The sequence below is a fragment of the Streptomyces sp. NBC_00663 genome, from assembly GCF_036226885.1.
In the GTDB taxonomy this organism is placed as follows: Bacteria; Actinomycetota; Actinomycetes; order Streptomycetales; family Streptomycetaceae; genus Streptomyces.
Genome location: NZ_CP109027.1, coordinates 9,350,445 through 9,366,969, shown reverse-complemented (window position 1 = coordinate 9,366,969; position 16,525 = coordinate 9,350,445). Strand labels below are relative to the sequence as shown.

Below are 16,525 nucleotides of genomic sequence, written 5' to 3'. Positions count from 1 at the left end.
CATCGGTGTGCTGACACAGGTGAAAGCGACCGCTCGCCCGAATGGGGAGGGGCACGTCATCTTTGCCGGGTGATAGATCGGATGTCTAGGGGTGTGCAGCACTGTCCGATCCGGTAAGAGAGCCTCATTAAGCAAGAGAGCAGCCTTATACATCGGATGTCGGTGCTACCAGTGCCTACTCCGGGCCAGGCCCCGACCGGGGCCGGGAGCCAGTGCCGTGACACGCCGCCGGACGGCCTATCGGGACCCTTCACCGATCTTCTGGTCATAACGTGCCGAATATGATGAAAACTCATGTCACCTACCTGGCATGTGCCGCAGCACTCACCGGGGCGGCGCTCGGCGCCGGGCCGGCGGTCGCCGCGGAGCACATGACGCACCTGGTCTTTCCTGGCGAGTCGATCCAGAAGGCCGTGGACGCCGCAGAGCCGGGAGACACCGTTCTGCTGACCCCCGGCATCTACCGCCAGAGCGTCAAAGTGACCACGCCCGGCCTCACCCTGCGCGGCATGGGCCGCGGGACCGTCCTCGAGCCGGCCAAGACCAAGGCCGCCGAGAGCTGTGGTGAGAACGGCAACGGCATCTGCGTGGTCGGCACCAAGGACAAGAACATCGAAGGCGTCACCATCGCCTCCCTGACCGTGACCGGCTTCGCCAAGGCCGGGGTCATCGGGGTGGGGACCGACAACCTGACCGTGCGGAACGTGACCGCGGTGAAGAACGGGGTGTGGGGGATCGCGCAAGAGCGTTCGGTCCGCAGCGTGTTGCGCCACAACACCGCCCGGGACAACGGGGACGCCGGACTGTTCCTCGCGAACACGATCAGAGCCGAGGAGGGCGCCGCGGACACCGAGGGAACCGTGGTCGAGGGAAACGTCCTGCAAGGCAACCGGATCGGTGTCACCGTCCGGCGCCTGCGCGACCTCACCGTCGCGCACAACCGCATCACCGGCAACTGCGCGGGCGTCTTCGTCGTGGGCGACGAGAACAAGCCGAGGGCCGGCGCCCTGACCGTGCGCGACAACCGCATCGCGGAGAACAACAAGTCCTGCCCCAAGACCGCGCGGCTCGACGCGATCCAGGGCTCCGGCATCGTGCTCACCGGCGCCGAGGACACCTTGGTGACGAAGAACCGTGTCACGGACAACGTCGGCGACTCCTCGATGTCGGGCGGCATCGTCCTGTTCAAGAGCTTCGTGGGCACCGCCAATGACCGGAACCGGATCACCGGCAACGTGCTGGAGGGCAACGCCCCGGCGGATCTCGTCAACGCGGACACCGGCGAGGGCAACACCTTCCAGGGCAACACCTGCCGGGCGTCCCGGCCCGCAGGACTGTGCTGACGGCCGCAGGACGCTCATGAACTCCCAGAAGGAGGGCGGCCCATGACGACCGCACAGACCGCACAGACCTCACCGACTTCACTGCCCCCGTCGACCCCGTCGGCCGCCCCGCCGCCCATGCGGCTCAGGGAACTCGCGTTCGGAGCGGCATGCGCAGCCGCCCTCCGCGCGGCCACCCGGCTGAACGTCGCCGACGCCCTCGGTGACAGCCCCCTGACCGCGGAGGAACTCGCGGCCGTGGTACGGACCGAACCCAAGCCGCTACGACGGCTGTTGCGGGCCCTGTCCTGCTACGGCGTCTTCGCCGAGCAGCCGGACGGGACGTTCACCCACACCGACATGTCCCGCCAGTTGCGCGTGGACGACCCGCACAGCCTGCGCGACATCGTGCTGTGGTGCACCGAGCCGTGGACCTGGGACGCGTGGCCGCGGCTGGACGAGGCGGTGCGCTCCGGCCGTAACGTCGTACAGGAGCTGTACGGCAAGGAGTTCTTCCCCTACCTCAACGAAGACGCCCCGGAGTCGGCCGACGTCTTCAACCGGGCCATGACCACCTCCAGCGTGCAGTCCGCGCGCGATGTCGCGCGGTTCCTCGATCTGTCGACAGCCACCTCGGTCGCCGACATCGGGGGCGGTCAGGGGCATGTGGTGGCGAGCCTGCTGGAGAAGTACCCGGCACTGCACGGCACCCTGCTCGACCTGCCGCGTGTGGTGGAGAACGCCGATGCACGGCTGCGCGCGGGAGGCACGCTCGCCGACCGGATGCGCCTGGTACCCGGAGACTGCCGTGAGGACGTCCCGGTCAAGGCCGACGTGTACGTCATCAAGAACATCCTGGAGTGGGACGACGACAGTACGACCCGTACTCTGCGCAACGTCATCCAGGCGGGCGGCCCGGGAACGCGGGTCGTGGTCATCGAGAACCTCGTCGACGACACTCCCTCGATGCGGTTCAGCACCGCCATGGACCTGCTGCTGCTCCTGAACGTGGGCGGCGCCAAGCACACGAGCGCCAGCATGATCGACCGGCTGACCACCGCGGGCCTGGTCATCGACGACGTTCGCCCGGTCAACCCCTATCTGCACGCGTTCGACTGCACCGTCCCCGAGTGATCAAATCCCCCGGCGAAACCCTCACCAACCGCCGGTCGCCGGGCACGCAACCCTCGCGTGCCCGGCGACCGGCGGTTCATTCGGGTGCTTCAGGAGGGGGCGTCCCGCTCCCAGCGGTAGAAGCAGCGCGCCATGGCGTCCTTCGGTGAACGCCAGGTCGCCGGATCGTACGCGGTGACGTACGCCGACAGCCGTTCGCTGACGTCCCGGAACTCGGGATGCCCGGCCACCTTGGCGATGGCGGGTCCGGGGTCCCGCTCCGACTCGATGAGGTGCAGATAGACGTCGCCGAACTGGAAGAGGCTGCGGCGGGCGACTCCCACGAGGTGGGGCAGCTCTCCCCGGTCCGACTCCTCAAACACCTTGGCGATGTCGACGGCCGACTCCGGCGCCATGCGGGCGATGATCAGGGATTGGTGCATCGTCCTGTTCTCCGTCCGGATCAGTCGGACAGCACCGGCGCGGGCCGGCGCTCCGTGGCTGCCTGCTCGATCCGGTCCCGGATCAGGGCCATCTGCACCTTGGAGTTCCGGTTGATGTTGTCGGTCATCCAGGCGTCGTCGACCGGTGCGTCCGGCTTCATCGCGAAGTCCTGGGTCCACACCATCCGGGTGCCCTCGAGCACCTTCTCGTACTGCCACACGATGTTCATGTAGGCGAAGGGCCCGGTCTCGACACGGCGGGCCCGTACCGTGAGCGTGTCACGGTCCGGCTCGCGTTCCGACACCCAGCTCCACACCTTCCCGTTGTCGTCGGGGTGCATGGTCAGCCGGAAGGTGGTCCGGTTCCCCTCCTGGGAGAGGATCTCGGCGGAGGCGTACTCGCTGAACAGCTGCGGCCAGCTCGCGACGTCGTTGGTCATGTCCCAGACCAGGTCGAGCGGCGCGCCGATGGTGATCTCGTTCTGGGTGTGCCCGGCCATGTCAGGCTCCCGCCAGTAGGACGCTGTTGACCAGTTCGAGGAACTGCTGCGGGGTCTTGCTCTTCTCCGCGTCGGGAGGCATGGGCGTGCCGTACCGGTTCTCCAGCTCGCCCACGATGCCGAGCAGGGCGAGGGAGTCGATCCCGAAGGTGTCGAAGCCGGTGTCGTAGCGCTGTCGGAGGTCGTCCGGCGGGACGGTGACTCCGGCGGACTTCTTCATGAGCTCGCTGAGCTCCTCCACGGTGATGCGGTCACTCATGCGGTTTGTCTCCCTGCTGTGTGGGGTGCTGTGTGATGAGTGCCGGCGATGCCTCGTCACGAGGCGTCGCCTGCGCCGCGCCGGAGCACGAGCGCCGAGTTCGACCCCATGAGTCCTCGGCTGAGGACGAGCGCCGTGCGCAGTTCGGCCGCACGGGCGCGCGAGGTCACAAGGTCGAGGTCGTGGCAGGCGTCGAAGACGTTGGGGGTGGGCGGGATCAGACCGTGCTCCATCGCGAGCACCGCCGCGGCGACGTCCAGGACGGGCGCCGCCGAGTAGCTCCGGCCGATGCCGGTCTTGGGCGCCGTGACGGGGACGCGCCTGCCGTGCGTGCCCAGGGCGTCGACGATCGCGAGCGCCTCGGCACGGTCCGCCTCCGGTACACCGAGGGCGTCGGCGAACACCACGTCGATCTCCTCGGGCGCGCAGTCCGCCTCCTCCAAGGCGCCCAGGACGGCCTGGACGAGCCCTTGCCGGGACTGCTCCCAGCGGGAGGCGCCCGTGAACGTGGCCGCGTGGCCCGCCACCGTGGCGCGCACGTTCGCGCCCCGTTCCCGGGCCGAGTCCTCGCTCTCCACGACGAGCATGGCGCCGCCCTCGGCGGGCACGAATCCGCAGGCCCCCGCGGTGAAGGGGCGGTAGGCCCGCTCGGGTTCGTCGACGGTGCTCAGCTCCTCGTAACCGAGCTGGCAGACCATCGAGTAGGGGGCGAGCGGCGCCTCGGTCGCGCCGGCCACGAGCACGTCGGTGCCACGCCGGACGGCCCGGGCCGCGTGCGCCACGGCGTCGAGGCCGCCGGCCTCGTCGGCCGCGACCACACCGCACGGGCCCTTGAAACCACGGCGGATGGAGATCTGGCCGGTGCTCGCGGCGTAGAACCAGGCGATGGACTGGTACGGCCCGACGAAACGGCTGCCCTTGTCCCACAGCTGCTGAAGTTCCCGCTGCCCGAACTCGCCGCCACCGGAACCCGCCGCGGTCACCACACCCACGGAGAACGGCGCCGCGTCCGTGTCGCTGCGGCCGAGGCCGGCGTCGTCGAGCGCCTGGTCGGCCGCGGCCATCGCGAAGTGGGTGAACCGGTCGGTCTGGACGAGGTAGCGCTCCTCGACCAGCGTCGGCGGGTCGAAGTCCCGGACCTCGCCGCCCACCCGCAGCGGCAGGTGCCCGCATCCCTCACGGGTGATCCGGTCCAGGACGCAGATGCCCTCCTTGGTCGACTTCCAGAAGGTCTCGGTAGTGGTTCCGTTGGGCGCGACCACGCCGATGCCGGTGAGGGCCGCGCGCCGAGGATGTCCGCTCATCGTCTCTTCTCCCTCGGCAGGGTCAGGACCACCGCGGACTGGAAGCCACCGAATCCGCTGCCCACGGAGAGAACACTGTTCAGCCTTCGCTCACGGGCGACGCGCGGGACGTAGTCCAGATCGCACTCGGGGTCCGGCGTCTCGTAGTTCGCGGTGGGCGGGACGACCTGGTGGGTCAGGGACAGCGCGCAGGCGACGAGTTCGATCGCTCCGATCGCGCCGAGGGAGTGGCCCACCATGGACTTGATGGAACTCATGGGCGTGTCGTAGGCGTGCGCGCCCAGGGCCCGTTTGACCGCCGCCGTCTCGTGCCGGTCGTTCTGGAGGGTGCCCGAGCCGTGCGCGTTGACGTAGTCGATCGCCGTACGGTCCAGCCGGGCCTGGCTCAGGGCGTCCTCAATGGCCCGGGCCATCTCCAGGCCCTCGCCGGTCAGACCGGTCATGTGGTAGGCGTTGCCGAACGTGGCATAGCCGCCGATCTCGCAGTACACGTGGGCGCCGCGGGCCCGGGCGTGTTCCAGCTCCTCCAGGACGAGGACCGCGCCGCCCTCCCCCATGACGAAGCCGTTGCGGTCCGCGTCGAAGGGGCGCGAGGCGTGGGCGGGGTCGTCGTTGTTCGGGGAGGTCGCCTTGATCGCGTCGAAGCAGGCCATGGTGATCGGTGAGATCGGCGAGTCCGACGCCCCGGTTATGCAGATGTCGGCCCGGCCCTCCTCGATCGTGTGGAAGGCGTATCCGACCGCGTCCAGGCCCGAGGTGCAGCCGGTGGAGACCGTCTGCACCGGGCCGCGGGCCTCGAACCGCTCCGCCACCGTCGAGGCGAGCGTGCTCGGCGCGAAGGCCCGGTGCAGCTGCGGGCCGGCCTGCCGGTGGTCCACGTCCCAGCGCTTGCCTCGCTCGCTGACCAGCACGTAGTCGTGCTCCAGTCGGGTGGTTCCGCCGACCGCGGTGCCCAGGGAGACCGCCACGCGCCACGGATTCTCCGTAGCGAGGTCGAGGCCCGAGTCCCGTACCGCCTCCTCCCCGGCCGCCAGGGCGAACTGGATGTACCGGTCGCACCGTGCGATCTGCTCCGGGTCCAGGCCGTGGGCCGCCGGGTCGAAGTCGCACTCGGCGGCGATCCGCGAACGCAGTCCGGCCGGGTCGAAGAAGGTGATGCCCCGCGTCGCCGTACGCCCGTGGGACAACAGGTCCCAGAAGGCCGGAACTCCGATGCCGTCGGGGGCGACGACGCCCATGCCGGTGACCGCCACGCGCCTGGTCATGAACGGACCTGAGGTCGCTCGGCCACCCGCCCCGCACTCGAGTGGGCCGGTTCCACCGCGATCGGCACGCCGTCCGCGTCCTCGGTGTCGACATGGCCGAGCGGCGGGCTCGGGGCGAGCGGGCCGAGGTGGAAGACCATGCGGGCCTCCACCTTGCCGACGTTGCGGAAGCGGTGCCGCATGTAGGCGGGGATCAGCAGCCCTTGCTCGGGCTGGAGCGGGTGGGTCTCCCCGTCCAGGTCCACCTCCAGCTGCCCGCAGAGGACGTAGATGAACTCCTCGGAGTAGGGGTGGTAGTGCTCGGCGATGCGGTCGCCGGGCTGCACGATGGCCACGCCCATGAAACCGCTGGTGGAGCCGACGGTGGCGGGGGTGAGCATGGCACGCAGGTCCCCGCCGCGCCGGGTGTTGGGCTCGACCTCGCTCAGGTCCACGATTCCAGGAAGGTTGTTCACGACGTTCCTCCGAACATGTGTTGCACCGGCACGGGGCGTGGATGCCACGGCCCCGATGCCGACGTGCCGAATCAGGCGTCGGGCGCCTGGCGGTCGGTGACAAGTGCCATGCGGGGGACGCTCAGGGGGTGAGCGGGGACGCCGTCCGTCAGCGCCGCGCCGTCGCCGTCGAGGGCTTCCGCGTCCAGGAGTTCCGTGACCTCGGTCGCCTGGCCAGGGTCCGTCAGACCCAGCATGGCAACGTTGTCGAGACCGTCCCGCACGTCCACGAGCCGCACCACGACGTCGTCGCGCTGGAAGATCGTGCTGCGCAGCAGCGGCGTGTGCGGAGCGTTGGCCGCCGCCACGTCCTGACGGGCGAGCAGCTCGGCCAGGCGCATGCCGCACCCTTCACGGGCCGGGTAGTACAGCGCCTGCCGCACGGCGCCCGCACCGTCCTGGCCCGATGTCACATGGTGTACGGCGGGCAGCGCCGCGCGGGTGAAGAAGAGCCGGGCGGCCTCGGGGTCGTCGAGGTCCCTGTCCTGCTCCAGGTAGGGGTTGATGGCCTCCTCGACGGCACGTACCTCGGGCTGCTTGGCGACATGCCGCAGTGCGGCGAGCAGGTCGCCCCGCACCTCGATGGCCCGGACGACCCGGTTGCCGTGCATGAACAGGGAGGTGCGGCACAGCTGGGTGGTGTCGTCGACCCGTGACTCCGGCGAGGCGTACCCGGCCAGGATCTGGGCCACGGTCTCCTCGCTGCCCGGCTTGACGGTGAAGGTGAGCGCGTGCCGGACCAGACCGTCACCGATCCTCGGCGACGCCTGGAGCCCACGGGCGCCGGGCTCGACGGCCGCCGCGGGCCCGCCGGTCTCACGGACGACGTGGAAGCGAAGTGACCGGGTGTCACGGACGCAGCTGTGCAGTGGCTCCACCATCCGTACGTGGTCCTCACTGTTCACCCAGGTGAGGAAGGGCGGAGCACTCTCCCACTCGCTGGTGATGAGCCATTGCGAGGGATTCTCGATGGACTGGCACAGCTGGTCGCTGACATGCCCGGGGACCGACGCGACCTGGTTGCACAGCTGCTCGTACGCCTCCAGGAACTGCTGCTGGGCACCGTCGTAGACGTCCACCAGCAGGACGACACGCAGCCGGGAACCGTCGAACACGGACTGAGAGACGCGCTGCGACGCCTCTCGCATGAGGGATTCCGAAACACGTTCGGATGTGGTGGTCATCCTGCGCACATCTCCTTGACGGGAAGGAACCGGACGGGTCTCGCTCACGTCGACGTGTGCCTCCGACGTGCTCGATCCCCTCGATCCTGAGCCCGCTGCCGAAAGCGCGCGACTCGTACGCCCCTGGGCGGGCGACCCCGGACCCCGGCGGACCGGGCCCTCTCAGACCAGGTGGGCGAAGACCACCAGGTTGTCCGTGTAGTCCCTGACCGTGCGGTCGTAGTCACCCGCACAGGTGATGAGCCGGACCTGTGCCTGGTCCGTGTCGGCATAGACACGCCGGCTCGGGAAGTTGTCCTTCTCGAACGTCTCCACGGTGTCGACCACGAAGGACGCCGTGCGCCCGTCGGCTCGTCTCACCTGGAAGGCATCGCCCTTCTTCAGTTCCCCGAGGTCCGCGAAGACGGCCGCCGAGGTCATCGTGTCGACGTGACCGGCGATGATCGATGTGCCCGCCTCGCCCGGGGAGGCTCCCTTGGCGAACCAGCCGACGAGATTGGTGTCGTCGGCCGGGGGCGGCTGGAGCTGACCGGTGCGGCCGATGGCGAGTTCCGTGAACGGGGCGTCGACGGAGATCTTCGGAATGAGCAGGCGTACGGGTCTCGCTCGCGGCAGATGCTTCCCTGCGGTCCGCCCGGCCGGCGGAGCCGCCGCGGCGTCGGTGTGAGGGGCCTGGGGCGGGCGGGAGGCGTCGGACGGCGCGGTGTCGTTGCCGCCGAACAGGGCCATGGCCAGCACCAGGGCCGCTACCGCGCCCACCACCAGCGCTTTGGTGCGGGGCTCGTTGTCTGCGAGGGAAGAGGGACGGGCTGCCATCGGGTGCTACCTCACCGGGGCGTGGCGGAAGTTCGGACGAGGGACTGCACGGGGGGACCGGCCGGGCCGCCACGCGACACGCGCGTGGCGGCCGCAGCGGCTATCGCATCCGGCATGGCTCAGGCCATGCTTCCGGCGGTCTTCTTACGGCGCGCCGCGTACAGACCGGTACCGGCGACCGCCAGGGCGGCCAGGCCACCCGCGGTCACGGCCGGCGAGGCCAACGCGCCGCCTCCGGTGTGCATTCCGCCGCTCGGCTTCTCCTCGCGGCCACTCCACTCGTCGCCGTCCTGCTTCCCGCCCCAGGAGGAGTCCTCCTCCTGCTTACCGCTGCCGGAGTCCTTGCCGTGCTCCTTGTCCTTGTACGTCTCCGGGTCGAACTTGGGGTCCTTCGCGGTGTCCGAACCGTCCGGGTTCACCGCGGTCAGGGCTCCACCACCGGTGTGCATGCCACCGCGCGGCGAGTCCTGGCCACTGTCCTTGTCGTGCTCCTTGCTGTAACCGGAGTCCTTGTCCTGCTCCTTGCTGTAGCCGGAGTCCGAGTGGTCCTCCCAGTCGTTCCCGGCCGCGTGGGCGCCGGGTGCGCCGAGAACGAGGACGGTCGAAGCCGCCGCGGTGGCAAGGAGCATGCGAGCAGAGTGCATCTGACATTCCCTCCGCCGAGGAGCGGACAGCTGGCGCTTCGTCAGCTGAGGTGACCCGTCCTCGACATGATCCACCGTCAGTGCGCACGGCTCCTCGCACCACTCGGGACGATCGCTCGGGTGAACACACCCTCCGCCGGACGGGAGCGAGATCCCGCCCTCATGACGCGGCCGACCAGCCCCGTCGAGGGGGCTGGTCGGCCGCGTCTGCCGAGGTCAGACCGTTGCCAGCAGCGTGGTCAGGGCTCGGCGGAGCGCTGATTCGGCGTCAGGCTCGGGCGCTGTGGCCCGCCAGGCCACGAACCCGTCGGGCCGGACAAGTACGGCGCCTCCCGGCGTCGTTCCATGGACGGCCGACCAGTCCGTCTCGCCCTCGGGCGTCAGCTCGGCGTCGGAGGCGCTGCCCACCCGGTACGAGGCCAGAGGGACGGACATCGAGGCGGCGACACGGATGGCCGCCTCGTGCCAGCCACTTGGGTGATCGGCGTCGCTGAGCAGGACGAACGACCGTTCGTAGAGATCCAGGGTGGAGATCCGCTCGCCTCGGTGCCGGACCGCCAAGTGCGGCGCCCTGCTGCCGGGTTCCCCGGACAGGTCGAAGCGTTCCGGTACGACCGGAGCCTCGGGGTCGGTGCCGATGACGGCGCCCCGCGGATAGCGGTAGCCGAGGACCACGTTGAGGATGCCGCGCTGCGGGCCACCACCGCCGCCACCGCCCCCGCCGCCCATGCCGGGTGGCGGGGCGAAGCCGGGGTGGCTGTGCTCCACGGACCGTGCGGAGGCGCGGGCACTGGTCGCCTCCGCGACCGGGCGCCGCTCGGCGTCGTAGGTGTCCAGGAGCGCCTCCCCCGCCCATCCGCCGAGTACCGCGGCGAGTTTCCAGGCGAGGTTGTGCGCGTCCTGGATACCGGTGTTGGAGCCGAAGGCCCCGGTGGGCGACATCTCGTGGGCCGAGTCGCCGGCCAGGAAGACCCGTCCCGCCCGGTAGCTGCGGGCGACGCGCTCGGCGGCGTTCCAGGGAGCCTTGCCCGTGACCTGTACGTCGAGGTCGGCCACGCCGACCGCGCGCCGGATGTGCTCGGCACACCGCTCGTCGGTGAACTCCTCCAGCGTCTCGCCGTGTTCGGGGTGCCAGGGAGCGTGGAAGACCCAGTTCTCCCGGTTGTCTACCGGCAGCAGTGCCCCGTCGGCCTCCGGGTTCGTCAGATAGCAGACGATGAAGCGGCGCTCGCCCACGACATCGGCGAGGCGGCGGGACCGGAAGGTGATGCTGACGTTGCTGAACAGGTCACCGGGACCGTTCTGGGCGATGCCCAGTTGCTCGCGCACGGGGCTGCGGGGGCCGTCGGCGGCGACGAGGTAGTCCGCGCGGATGGTGGTGTGCTCGCCGGTCTCGCGACTCTTGACCACCGCGGTGACGCCGTCGGGGTCGGTCTCGAACGACAGCAGTTCGGTGCCGTAACGCAGATCGCCACCGAGCCGCTCGGCATGGTCGAGCAGCACCGGCTCCAGGTCGTTCTGGCTGCACAGACACCATGAGCTGGGGCTGAAGCGGGCCAGTGCCCCGCCCGCGTCGATCTCCTTGAAGAGCCACTCGCCCTCGTCGCCCACCAGGGTGGGCGTCTGGAGGATCCCGTGGTTGTCGTCCAGTGTGGCGGCGGCCTCCCGGATCCCCGGCTCGGCTCCGGCCGCCCGGAACAGCTCCATCGTCCGCACGTTGTTGCCCCGCCCACGCGGGTGGATGGAGGTGCCGGTGTGGCGTTCCACCAGCGTGTGCCGTACGCCCAACCGGCTCAGGAACAACGAGGTCGAGAGGCCGACGAGAGAACCGCCGACGATGAGGACAGGGACGTGATGAATGGTGTGGTCGGTCTGGTCGTCGCTTCGTTCCGTTCTTCGGTCCATGACCCGCCTCCAGCTCGTGGTGTCTGTCGACCCGGCCTGATTCGGCCGCGAGCCTCATGCATGCCCCCCGGCATCAGCGCGGGCCCAAGCTTCACCCACTCAACGCGCCGGGTTCGCCGAGTCAGCGGACACGTCCACGGTCCGTGTCCCACGGACAACCACCGCGGTACGTCGCCGGAAGACTCCTTCGGGGTACGCGGCCCCGGACGCCGCCGGCTCCGCGCCCACAGGTGTGACCTCATGGGCGTACTCACCACGACAACGCGGCAGGCCGACGTGCCGGCCCCCGCGTCCGCGGCATGATCCGCCGGACAGGCCCTATGCCCAAGCGCGCAACAACAGGCGCGGGGCGCGGCGGGTGAACCAGGCGCTGGCCAGGCCGATGGTGGCGCCGGCGGCGACGTCGCTGGGGTAGTGGGCGCCGCTTTGCACGCGTTCGAAGGCGACCATGGCAGCCGGCACCGTGCACAGCACGCCGGCCGGAGGCCACGCCGGGGCAACCGCGGCAGTGAAGGCGACGGCGGCGGCGGTGTGCCCGGAGGGGAACGAGGAGGAGTCCGGACGGTCCTCGGCCTCGTCGTGCGGGAACCACTCCTTGGGGGGCCGGGGACGGTCGGCGAGTTGCTTGCACAGGGCGTTGGACACCAGTTGTGCCAGGGCAACGGCGGCCAGGCCCGCGGCGGCAGCCCTGCGGCCACGACGGCCGCCCGTCCAGGCCATCGCCACGGCCGCGCCGCACCACAGCTTGGTTCCCTCCGCCGCTTCCTCCACCGCGGACAGCATCCGGTGAAGGGGGGGCGGAACACTGACAGCGAGCCGCCTGGTCACCCTCCGGTCTGTCTCCCGAGCCCCCGCCATCACGTCCATGGCCTGCGAGTATCCCTCAGATCACCGATCATGCCCGGCACGGGAACCCGTATGGCTCGGCCCCCGAGGACGAGCCTCTTCGCCACCGGCTTCCTCTCAGGCCTGCGGACCTGGGTGTGGTTTCACCAGGCCGCTCTGGTAGGCGATGACGACGAGTTGCGCTCGGTCGCGGGCGTGGAGTTTCGTCATCGCTCGCTGGATGTGGCTGCGTACGGTCATCGGGCTCAGGACGAGGTGCTCGGCGATCGCGGTGTTGGACTTCCCCAGCGCGGCCAGCGCCATGACCTCGCGTTCGCGGTCGGTGAGGGTTTTGACGTCGTCGGGCAGGTCGAGGAGGTCATCGGTGTCGGGGGTGGTGAGGAACCGGGTGATGAGGGCCCTGGTGGCGGTGGGCGACAGGAGGGCCTCGCCCGCCGCGACGGTGCGGATGCCCGACAGCAGGACCTCGGGGCTGACGCCCTTGCCGAGAAACCCGCTCGCGCCGGCGCGCAGGGCTCTGGCCACGTTCTCGTCGTTCTCGAAGGTGGTGAGGACGAGTACATGGACCTGTGAGAGCTCCGGCCGGGCGCAGATCGCCGCAGTGGCGGCCACTCCGTCGACGCCCGGCATGCGGAGGTCCATGACCACGACGTCGGGACGGTACTCGGCGGCGAGGTCGACGGCTTCCCGTCCATCGGCGGCCTCGCCGACCACGGTCATGTCCTCGACGGAGTCGATGAGGATGCGGAAGGTGGCGCGCAGCAGGGCCTGATCGTCAGCGAGCAGGACACGGATCGTCATGGGGCGGAGCCTTCGTCGGGGCTTTCGAGCGGCAGGGTGCAGGCGACCTCGAAGCCGCCCTGCGGACGGTGGCCCGCGTGGAAGGTGCCGCCTACGGCTGTGGCACGTTCACGCATCGTCAGCAGGCCGAAGCCGCCCGTGGAATCGGATGAGGCGGCCGGTGACGCGTCGTTGGTGACGGTAAGCGTCACGTAGTGCGGGGTGTAGGCCAGGCGCACCGCGGCCGAGCGCGTGGCCGCGTGCTTGCTGACATTGGTCAGCGCCTCCTGGATGATCCGATAGGCCGTCAGGTCGAGCACGGGAGGGAGTCGCCGCGCATCGCCGTCGACGGTGACGGTCACCGCCAGACCGGCCGCGGCGCATGTGTCGACCAGCTCTGACAGGTCCCGCAGTCCCGGCGCGGGGGCCAGGCCGTCCTCCGGATCGGACTCCTGGCGCAGCAGTCCGACGGTCGCCTTCAGCTCGCGCAGCGCGGCCGACGTCGTCTGCGGCAGCCTGGCGATCATGTCGAGCGCCTGGTCGGGATGGGTGCGTGCGAGATGGGCGGCGGTGCCGGCCTGAGCGTCGGCCAGGGTCAGGTGGTGGGCGACCACGTCATGAAGTTCGCGCGCGATGCGCATACGTTCCTGGATCACCCGGCGATGTGCCTCGGCCTCGCGTTCCCGGACGGCATGCTCGGCACGGGCCGCCCCGTACTCGCGGCGCACGCGGACATAGCTGCCCAGGGCGGCGGACAGCAGCACCCATGCCGTCGGATTGACGACGACGAGTACGGGCGAGTCGTGAAACGGGGCGACGAAGAACCCGGTCGCCACGATGCCGGCCACGGCGACGCACGCGCTGTTCCACGTCGTTCGGCGGCGGCTCTGGACGCTCAGGTGGTACTGCGCGACCAGCAACGGCGCCATCACGCCGGGAGTCAGAAGGTAGCCGAACGCCCCTTCGGCCAGGACACACAGCAGGGTCACCGCCATCACGGGAACGGTCCGTGTCCGTCGCCAGCGCAGGGCGGCGCAGCCGACGACCGTGAGCGCGACACCCGGCCACAGGGCGGCATCGGACAAGACGGCCCACGTCACCAGGACACTGGCCGTCGTGATCGCGAACAGCAGGACCAGCGTCACGGCTTCAGCCGCTGTGGGACGGCTCGCCGCCCAGCGCCGCCAGCTCGTGTTCATCTCGCTCCGAGGGAAGTACAAGGGCAGACATCGTCACATACCGCGGTCCGCGGGGCCCGAAGGCCGACCCCGCGGACCGCGGCCACGCATCAGAGGCGCGCCGGCTCCTGTGTGCCGGGCGTCCCGGCCGTGCCGTCCGCCATCCGCGCATCCGGCACGTGAGCCGTGGTGAGCCCGGCGCCTTCGACGTCGACGTGGGGCAGCAGCCGGTCGAGCCATTTCGGCAGCCACCATGCCTTGTCACCCAGGAGCGCCAGGACCGCGGGCACGAGCGCCATGCGGACGACGAACGCGTCGAACAGAACCGCCACGGCGAGCCCGAAGCCGATCGTCTTGATCATCGCCTCCCCCGCGCTCATGAATCCGGAGAAGACCGCGATCATGATGACCGCCGCGGCGACCACCACGCGGGCGCTGTGCCGGAAACCGGTGACGACCGCCTGCGGGGCGCTGTCCCCGTGGACGTACGCCTCCCGCATCCGGGCGACGAGGAACACCTCGTAGTCCATGGCCAGGCCGAACACGATGCCCACCAGGAAGATCGGCATCAGGCTCATGATCGGCCCCGGCTGTTCCACGCCCAGCAGTTCGGCGCCCCAGCCCCACTGGAAGACCGCGACGACCGCGCCCAGAGCGGCCAGCACGGACAGCAGGAATCCGAAGGCCGCCTTGACGGGCACCAGCAGGGAACGGAAGACGACCAGCAGCAGGAGGAGGGCGAGGATCACGATGACGCCCAGGTAGGGCACGAGCGCGTCCTGGAGGGCCCGCGCGATGTCGATGTTCATCGCGGTGCTGCCGGTGACGTCGAAGGTCGCCCCGGTCTCCCGCTCCAGTCCGGCGCGTTCCTGACGGATCGTCTGGACGACGTCCTTGGTCCTCTCGTCGTTCGGACCGGTGGCGGGGACCACCGAGAACAACGCGGCGTCGCCTGCCGGGTTCAGCCGGGCCGCGGACACGGACACGACGCCTTCGGTGTCGCCGATCGCGTCGGTGATCCGGGCGAGGGCGGCCTCGGGGTCGTCCACGCCCTTGACGTCCGCGACGACGGTGAGGGGTCCGTTGAAGCCCGCGCCGAAGCCCTCCGCGAGCGCGTCGTAGGCGCGCCGTTCCGTCGACGAGACCGGCTTGGACTCGGCTCCCGGCATGCCCATCTCCAGCTGCGCGGCGGGCAGCGCGAGCACGCCCAGGCCCACGACGCTCGCGACCAGGACGGTCACCGGGCGGCGCAGCACGAAGCGCGCCCAGCGTGAACCAGCGTTGTCCGTGGGCCGGTTCAGCCGGCCGCGCTTGCGGGCAGCGCGGGAGAGCACCGCGTTCGGCCACAGGCCGAGCAGGGCGGGTACCAGGGTCAGGGCGACCAGGACCGCGACGACCACGGCGCCCGCGGCGCACAGCCCCATCTTCGTCAGCATCGGTACGCCGACCACGGACAGCCCCGCGAGCGCGATGATGACGGTGAGGCCCGCGAAGACGACGGCCGAGCCGGCCGTACCGACGGCCAGTCCCACCGCCTCACTCGGCGCGTGCCCGTGCGCGCGTTCCTCGCGGTAGCGGGAGACCACGAACAGGGCGTAGTCGATGCCGACGGCGAGGCCGAGCATCGTGGCGAGGGTGCCGGTCGTGAGGGAGAGGCCGAAGGTGCTGCCGAGGGCCAGGATGGCGGCCATGCTGACACCGACGCCGATGACGGCGGTCAGCAGCGGCAGTCCGGCGGCGGCCAGCGAGCCGAAGGTGATCAGCAGCACGACGGCGGCCAGGATGATGCCGATCGCTTCGGCCGATCCGCCCGCCGCCGGCTGTTCGGCGAGCGCGGTGCCGCCGACCTCGACGGTGAGCCCGGCGTCCCGGGCCTGCCCGATGGCGTTCTCCAGTGCGGTCTTGTCGGCGTCGGTGAGATCGCCGGCTTCGACCTTGAAGTTGACGGTGGCGTACGCGGTGGAAGCGTCCTCGCTCACCGCCTTCGCGGTGAACGGACTCACCGCGCCGGCGACCTGGGGCTCCGAGGCGGCCTTTTTGACGAAGGCGTCGATCGCGGCACGGTTGGGCGCGGCGGTGACCTTCTCCCCCGCGGGAGCGACGAACACGATCCGCGCGTTCGCGCCGTCGGCGGCCGAACCGGGGAAACGCTCGCCGATGAGGTCGAAGGCCTTCTGCGCCTCGATGCCGGGCATGAAGGACGTGCCGTCGTCGGACGCGGCCGGGGCCTTGGCGGCGCCGAGGCCGACGGCACCGAGGATCACTGCCCACAACAACGTCACGAGCCAACGCCGCCGGAAGGCGGTCCGGCCCAGCCGGTAGAGCAAGGTAGCCACAGGAAACGGATCTCCAGGTCTGGTCTCGGGTGGACCACCAGCCTCGCCCGCGGGCCCGCCTGAGGGCTTCGTGCCTGTGCTCGCACTTCCGCTTGGTGACACAGCACCAGCGAGCCCGCGCTCCTCATCCTCAAGG

The 16,525-nt window shown here is 70.4% G+C and carries 16 protein-coding genes; 2 read left to right on the top strand and 14 right to left on the bottom strand.

Annotated features, from left to right (window positions below):
* Positions 1-281 precede the first annotated feature (281 nt).
* On the top strand, positions 282-1,343 hold the full coding sequence (locus OG866_RS42520; protein ID WP_329343188.1) for a right-handed parallel beta-helix repeat-containing protein: 1,062 nt from the start codon (positions 282-284) through the stop codon (positions 1,341-1,343).
* 42 nt (positions 1,344-1,385) lie between these two features.
* Positions 1,386-2,456 (top strand): methyltransferase, encoded by a 1,071-nt coding sequence (locus OG866_RS42515; protein WP_329343186.1) that lies wholly within the window; start codon positions 1,386-1,388, stop codon positions 2,454-2,456.
* An 89-nt stretch (positions 2,457-2,545) separates the two neighbouring features.
* Here OG866_RS42515 and OG866_RS42510 read toward each other — a convergent pair whose 3' ends face one another.
* From OG866_RS42510 to OG866_RS42445, 14 genes are all read right to left on the bottom strand, one after another.
* The gene (locus OG866_RS42510; protein ID WP_329343184.1) at positions 2,546-2,878 is read right to left on the bottom strand and encodes a TcmI family type II polyketide cyclase; all 333 of its coding nucleotides are present in this window, start codon (positions 2,876-2,878) and stop codon (positions 2,546-2,548) included.
* 20 nt (positions 2,879-2,898) lie between these two features.
* Positions 2,899-3,378, bottom strand: a complete 480-nt coding sequence (locus OG866_RS42505; RefSeq protein ID WP_329343182.1) for an SRPBCC family protein — start codon at positions 3,376-3,378, stop codon at positions 2,899-2,901.
* A 1-nt stretch (position 3,379) separates the two neighbouring features.
* Positions 3,380-3,637 (bottom strand): acyl carrier protein, encoded by a 258-nt coding sequence (locus OG866_RS42500; RefSeq protein WP_329343180.1) that lies wholly within the window; start codon positions 3,635-3,637, stop codon positions 3,380-3,382.
* A gap of 56 nt (positions 3,638-3,693) precedes the next feature.
* The gene (locus OG866_RS42495; RefSeq protein WP_329343178.1) at positions 3,694-4,941 is read right to left on the bottom strand and encodes a beta-ketoacyl synthase N-terminal-like domain-containing protein; all 1,248 of its coding nucleotides are present in this window, start codon (positions 4,939-4,941) and stop codon (positions 3,694-3,696) included.
* Positions 4,938-6,206: a beta-ketoacyl-[acyl-carrier-protein] synthase family protein gene (locus tag OG866_RS42490; RefSeq protein WP_329343177.1), complete on the bottom strand. Its 1,269-nt coding sequence runs from the start codon at positions 6,204-6,206 to the stop codon at positions 4,938-4,940. The genes OG866_RS42495 and OG866_RS42490 overlap by 4 nt, the downstream gene beginning before the upstream one ends.
* Positions 6,203-6,640, bottom strand: a complete 438-nt coding sequence (locus OG866_RS42485) for a cupin domain-containing protein (protein ID WP_329344555.1) — start codon at positions 6,638-6,640, stop codon at positions 6,203-6,205. The genes OG866_RS42490 and OG866_RS42485 overlap by 4 nt, the downstream gene beginning before the upstream one ends.
* 92 nt (positions 6,641-6,732) lie before the next feature.
* Entirely contained in the window at positions 6,733-7,884 is a 1,152-nt protein-coding gene (locus OG866_RS42480; protein WP_329343175.1) for a SchA/CurD-like domain-containing protein, read from the bottom strand.
* A 162-nt stretch (positions 7,885-8,046) separates the two neighbouring features.
* The gene (locus OG866_RS42475) at positions 8,047-8,700 is read right to left on the bottom strand and encodes a class F sortase (protein ID WP_329343174.1); all 654 of its coding nucleotides are present in this window, start codon (positions 8,698-8,700) and stop codon (positions 8,047-8,049) included.
* Positions 8,701-8,819: 119 nt separating this feature from the next.
* Positions 8,820-9,329, bottom strand: a complete 510-nt coding sequence (locus OG866_RS42470; RefSeq protein ID WP_329343172.1) for a hypothetical protein — start codon at positions 9,327-9,329, stop codon at positions 8,820-8,822.
* A 231-nt stretch (positions 9,330-9,560) separates the two neighbouring features.
* The gene (locus tag OG866_RS42465; protein WP_329343170.1) at positions 9,561-11,249 is read right to left on the bottom strand and encodes an FAD-dependent oxidoreductase; all 1,689 of its coding nucleotides are present in this window, start codon (positions 11,247-11,249) and stop codon (positions 9,561-9,563) included.
* Between the two features lie 318 nt (positions 11,250-11,567).
* Positions 11,568-12,032 (bottom strand): phosphatase PAP2 family protein, encoded by a 465-nt coding sequence (locus OG866_RS42460; RefSeq protein WP_329343169.1) that lies wholly within the window; start codon positions 12,030-12,032, stop codon positions 11,568-11,570.
* A 180-nt stretch (positions 12,033-12,212) separates the two neighbouring features.
* The gene (locus tag OG866_RS42455; protein WP_329343167.1) at positions 12,213-12,896 is read right to left on the bottom strand and encodes a response regulator transcription factor; all 684 of its coding nucleotides are present in this window, start codon (positions 12,894-12,896) and stop codon (positions 12,213-12,215) included.
* A complete protein-coding gene (locus tag OG866_RS42450; RefSeq protein ID WP_329343166.1) occupies positions 12,893-14,074 on the bottom strand; it encodes a sensor histidine kinase in 1,182 nt (393 codons plus the stop codon). Before OG866_RS42450 ends, OG866_RS42455 begins: the two co-directional genes overlap by 4 nt.
* Positions 14,075-14,163: 89 nt before the next feature.
* On the bottom strand, positions 14,164-16,389 hold the full coding sequence (locus OG866_RS42445) for an MMPL family transporter (RefSeq protein ID WP_329343165.1): 2,226 nt from the start codon (positions 16,387-16,389) through the stop codon (positions 14,164-14,166).
* Positions 16,390-16,525: the final 136 nt, after the last annotated feature.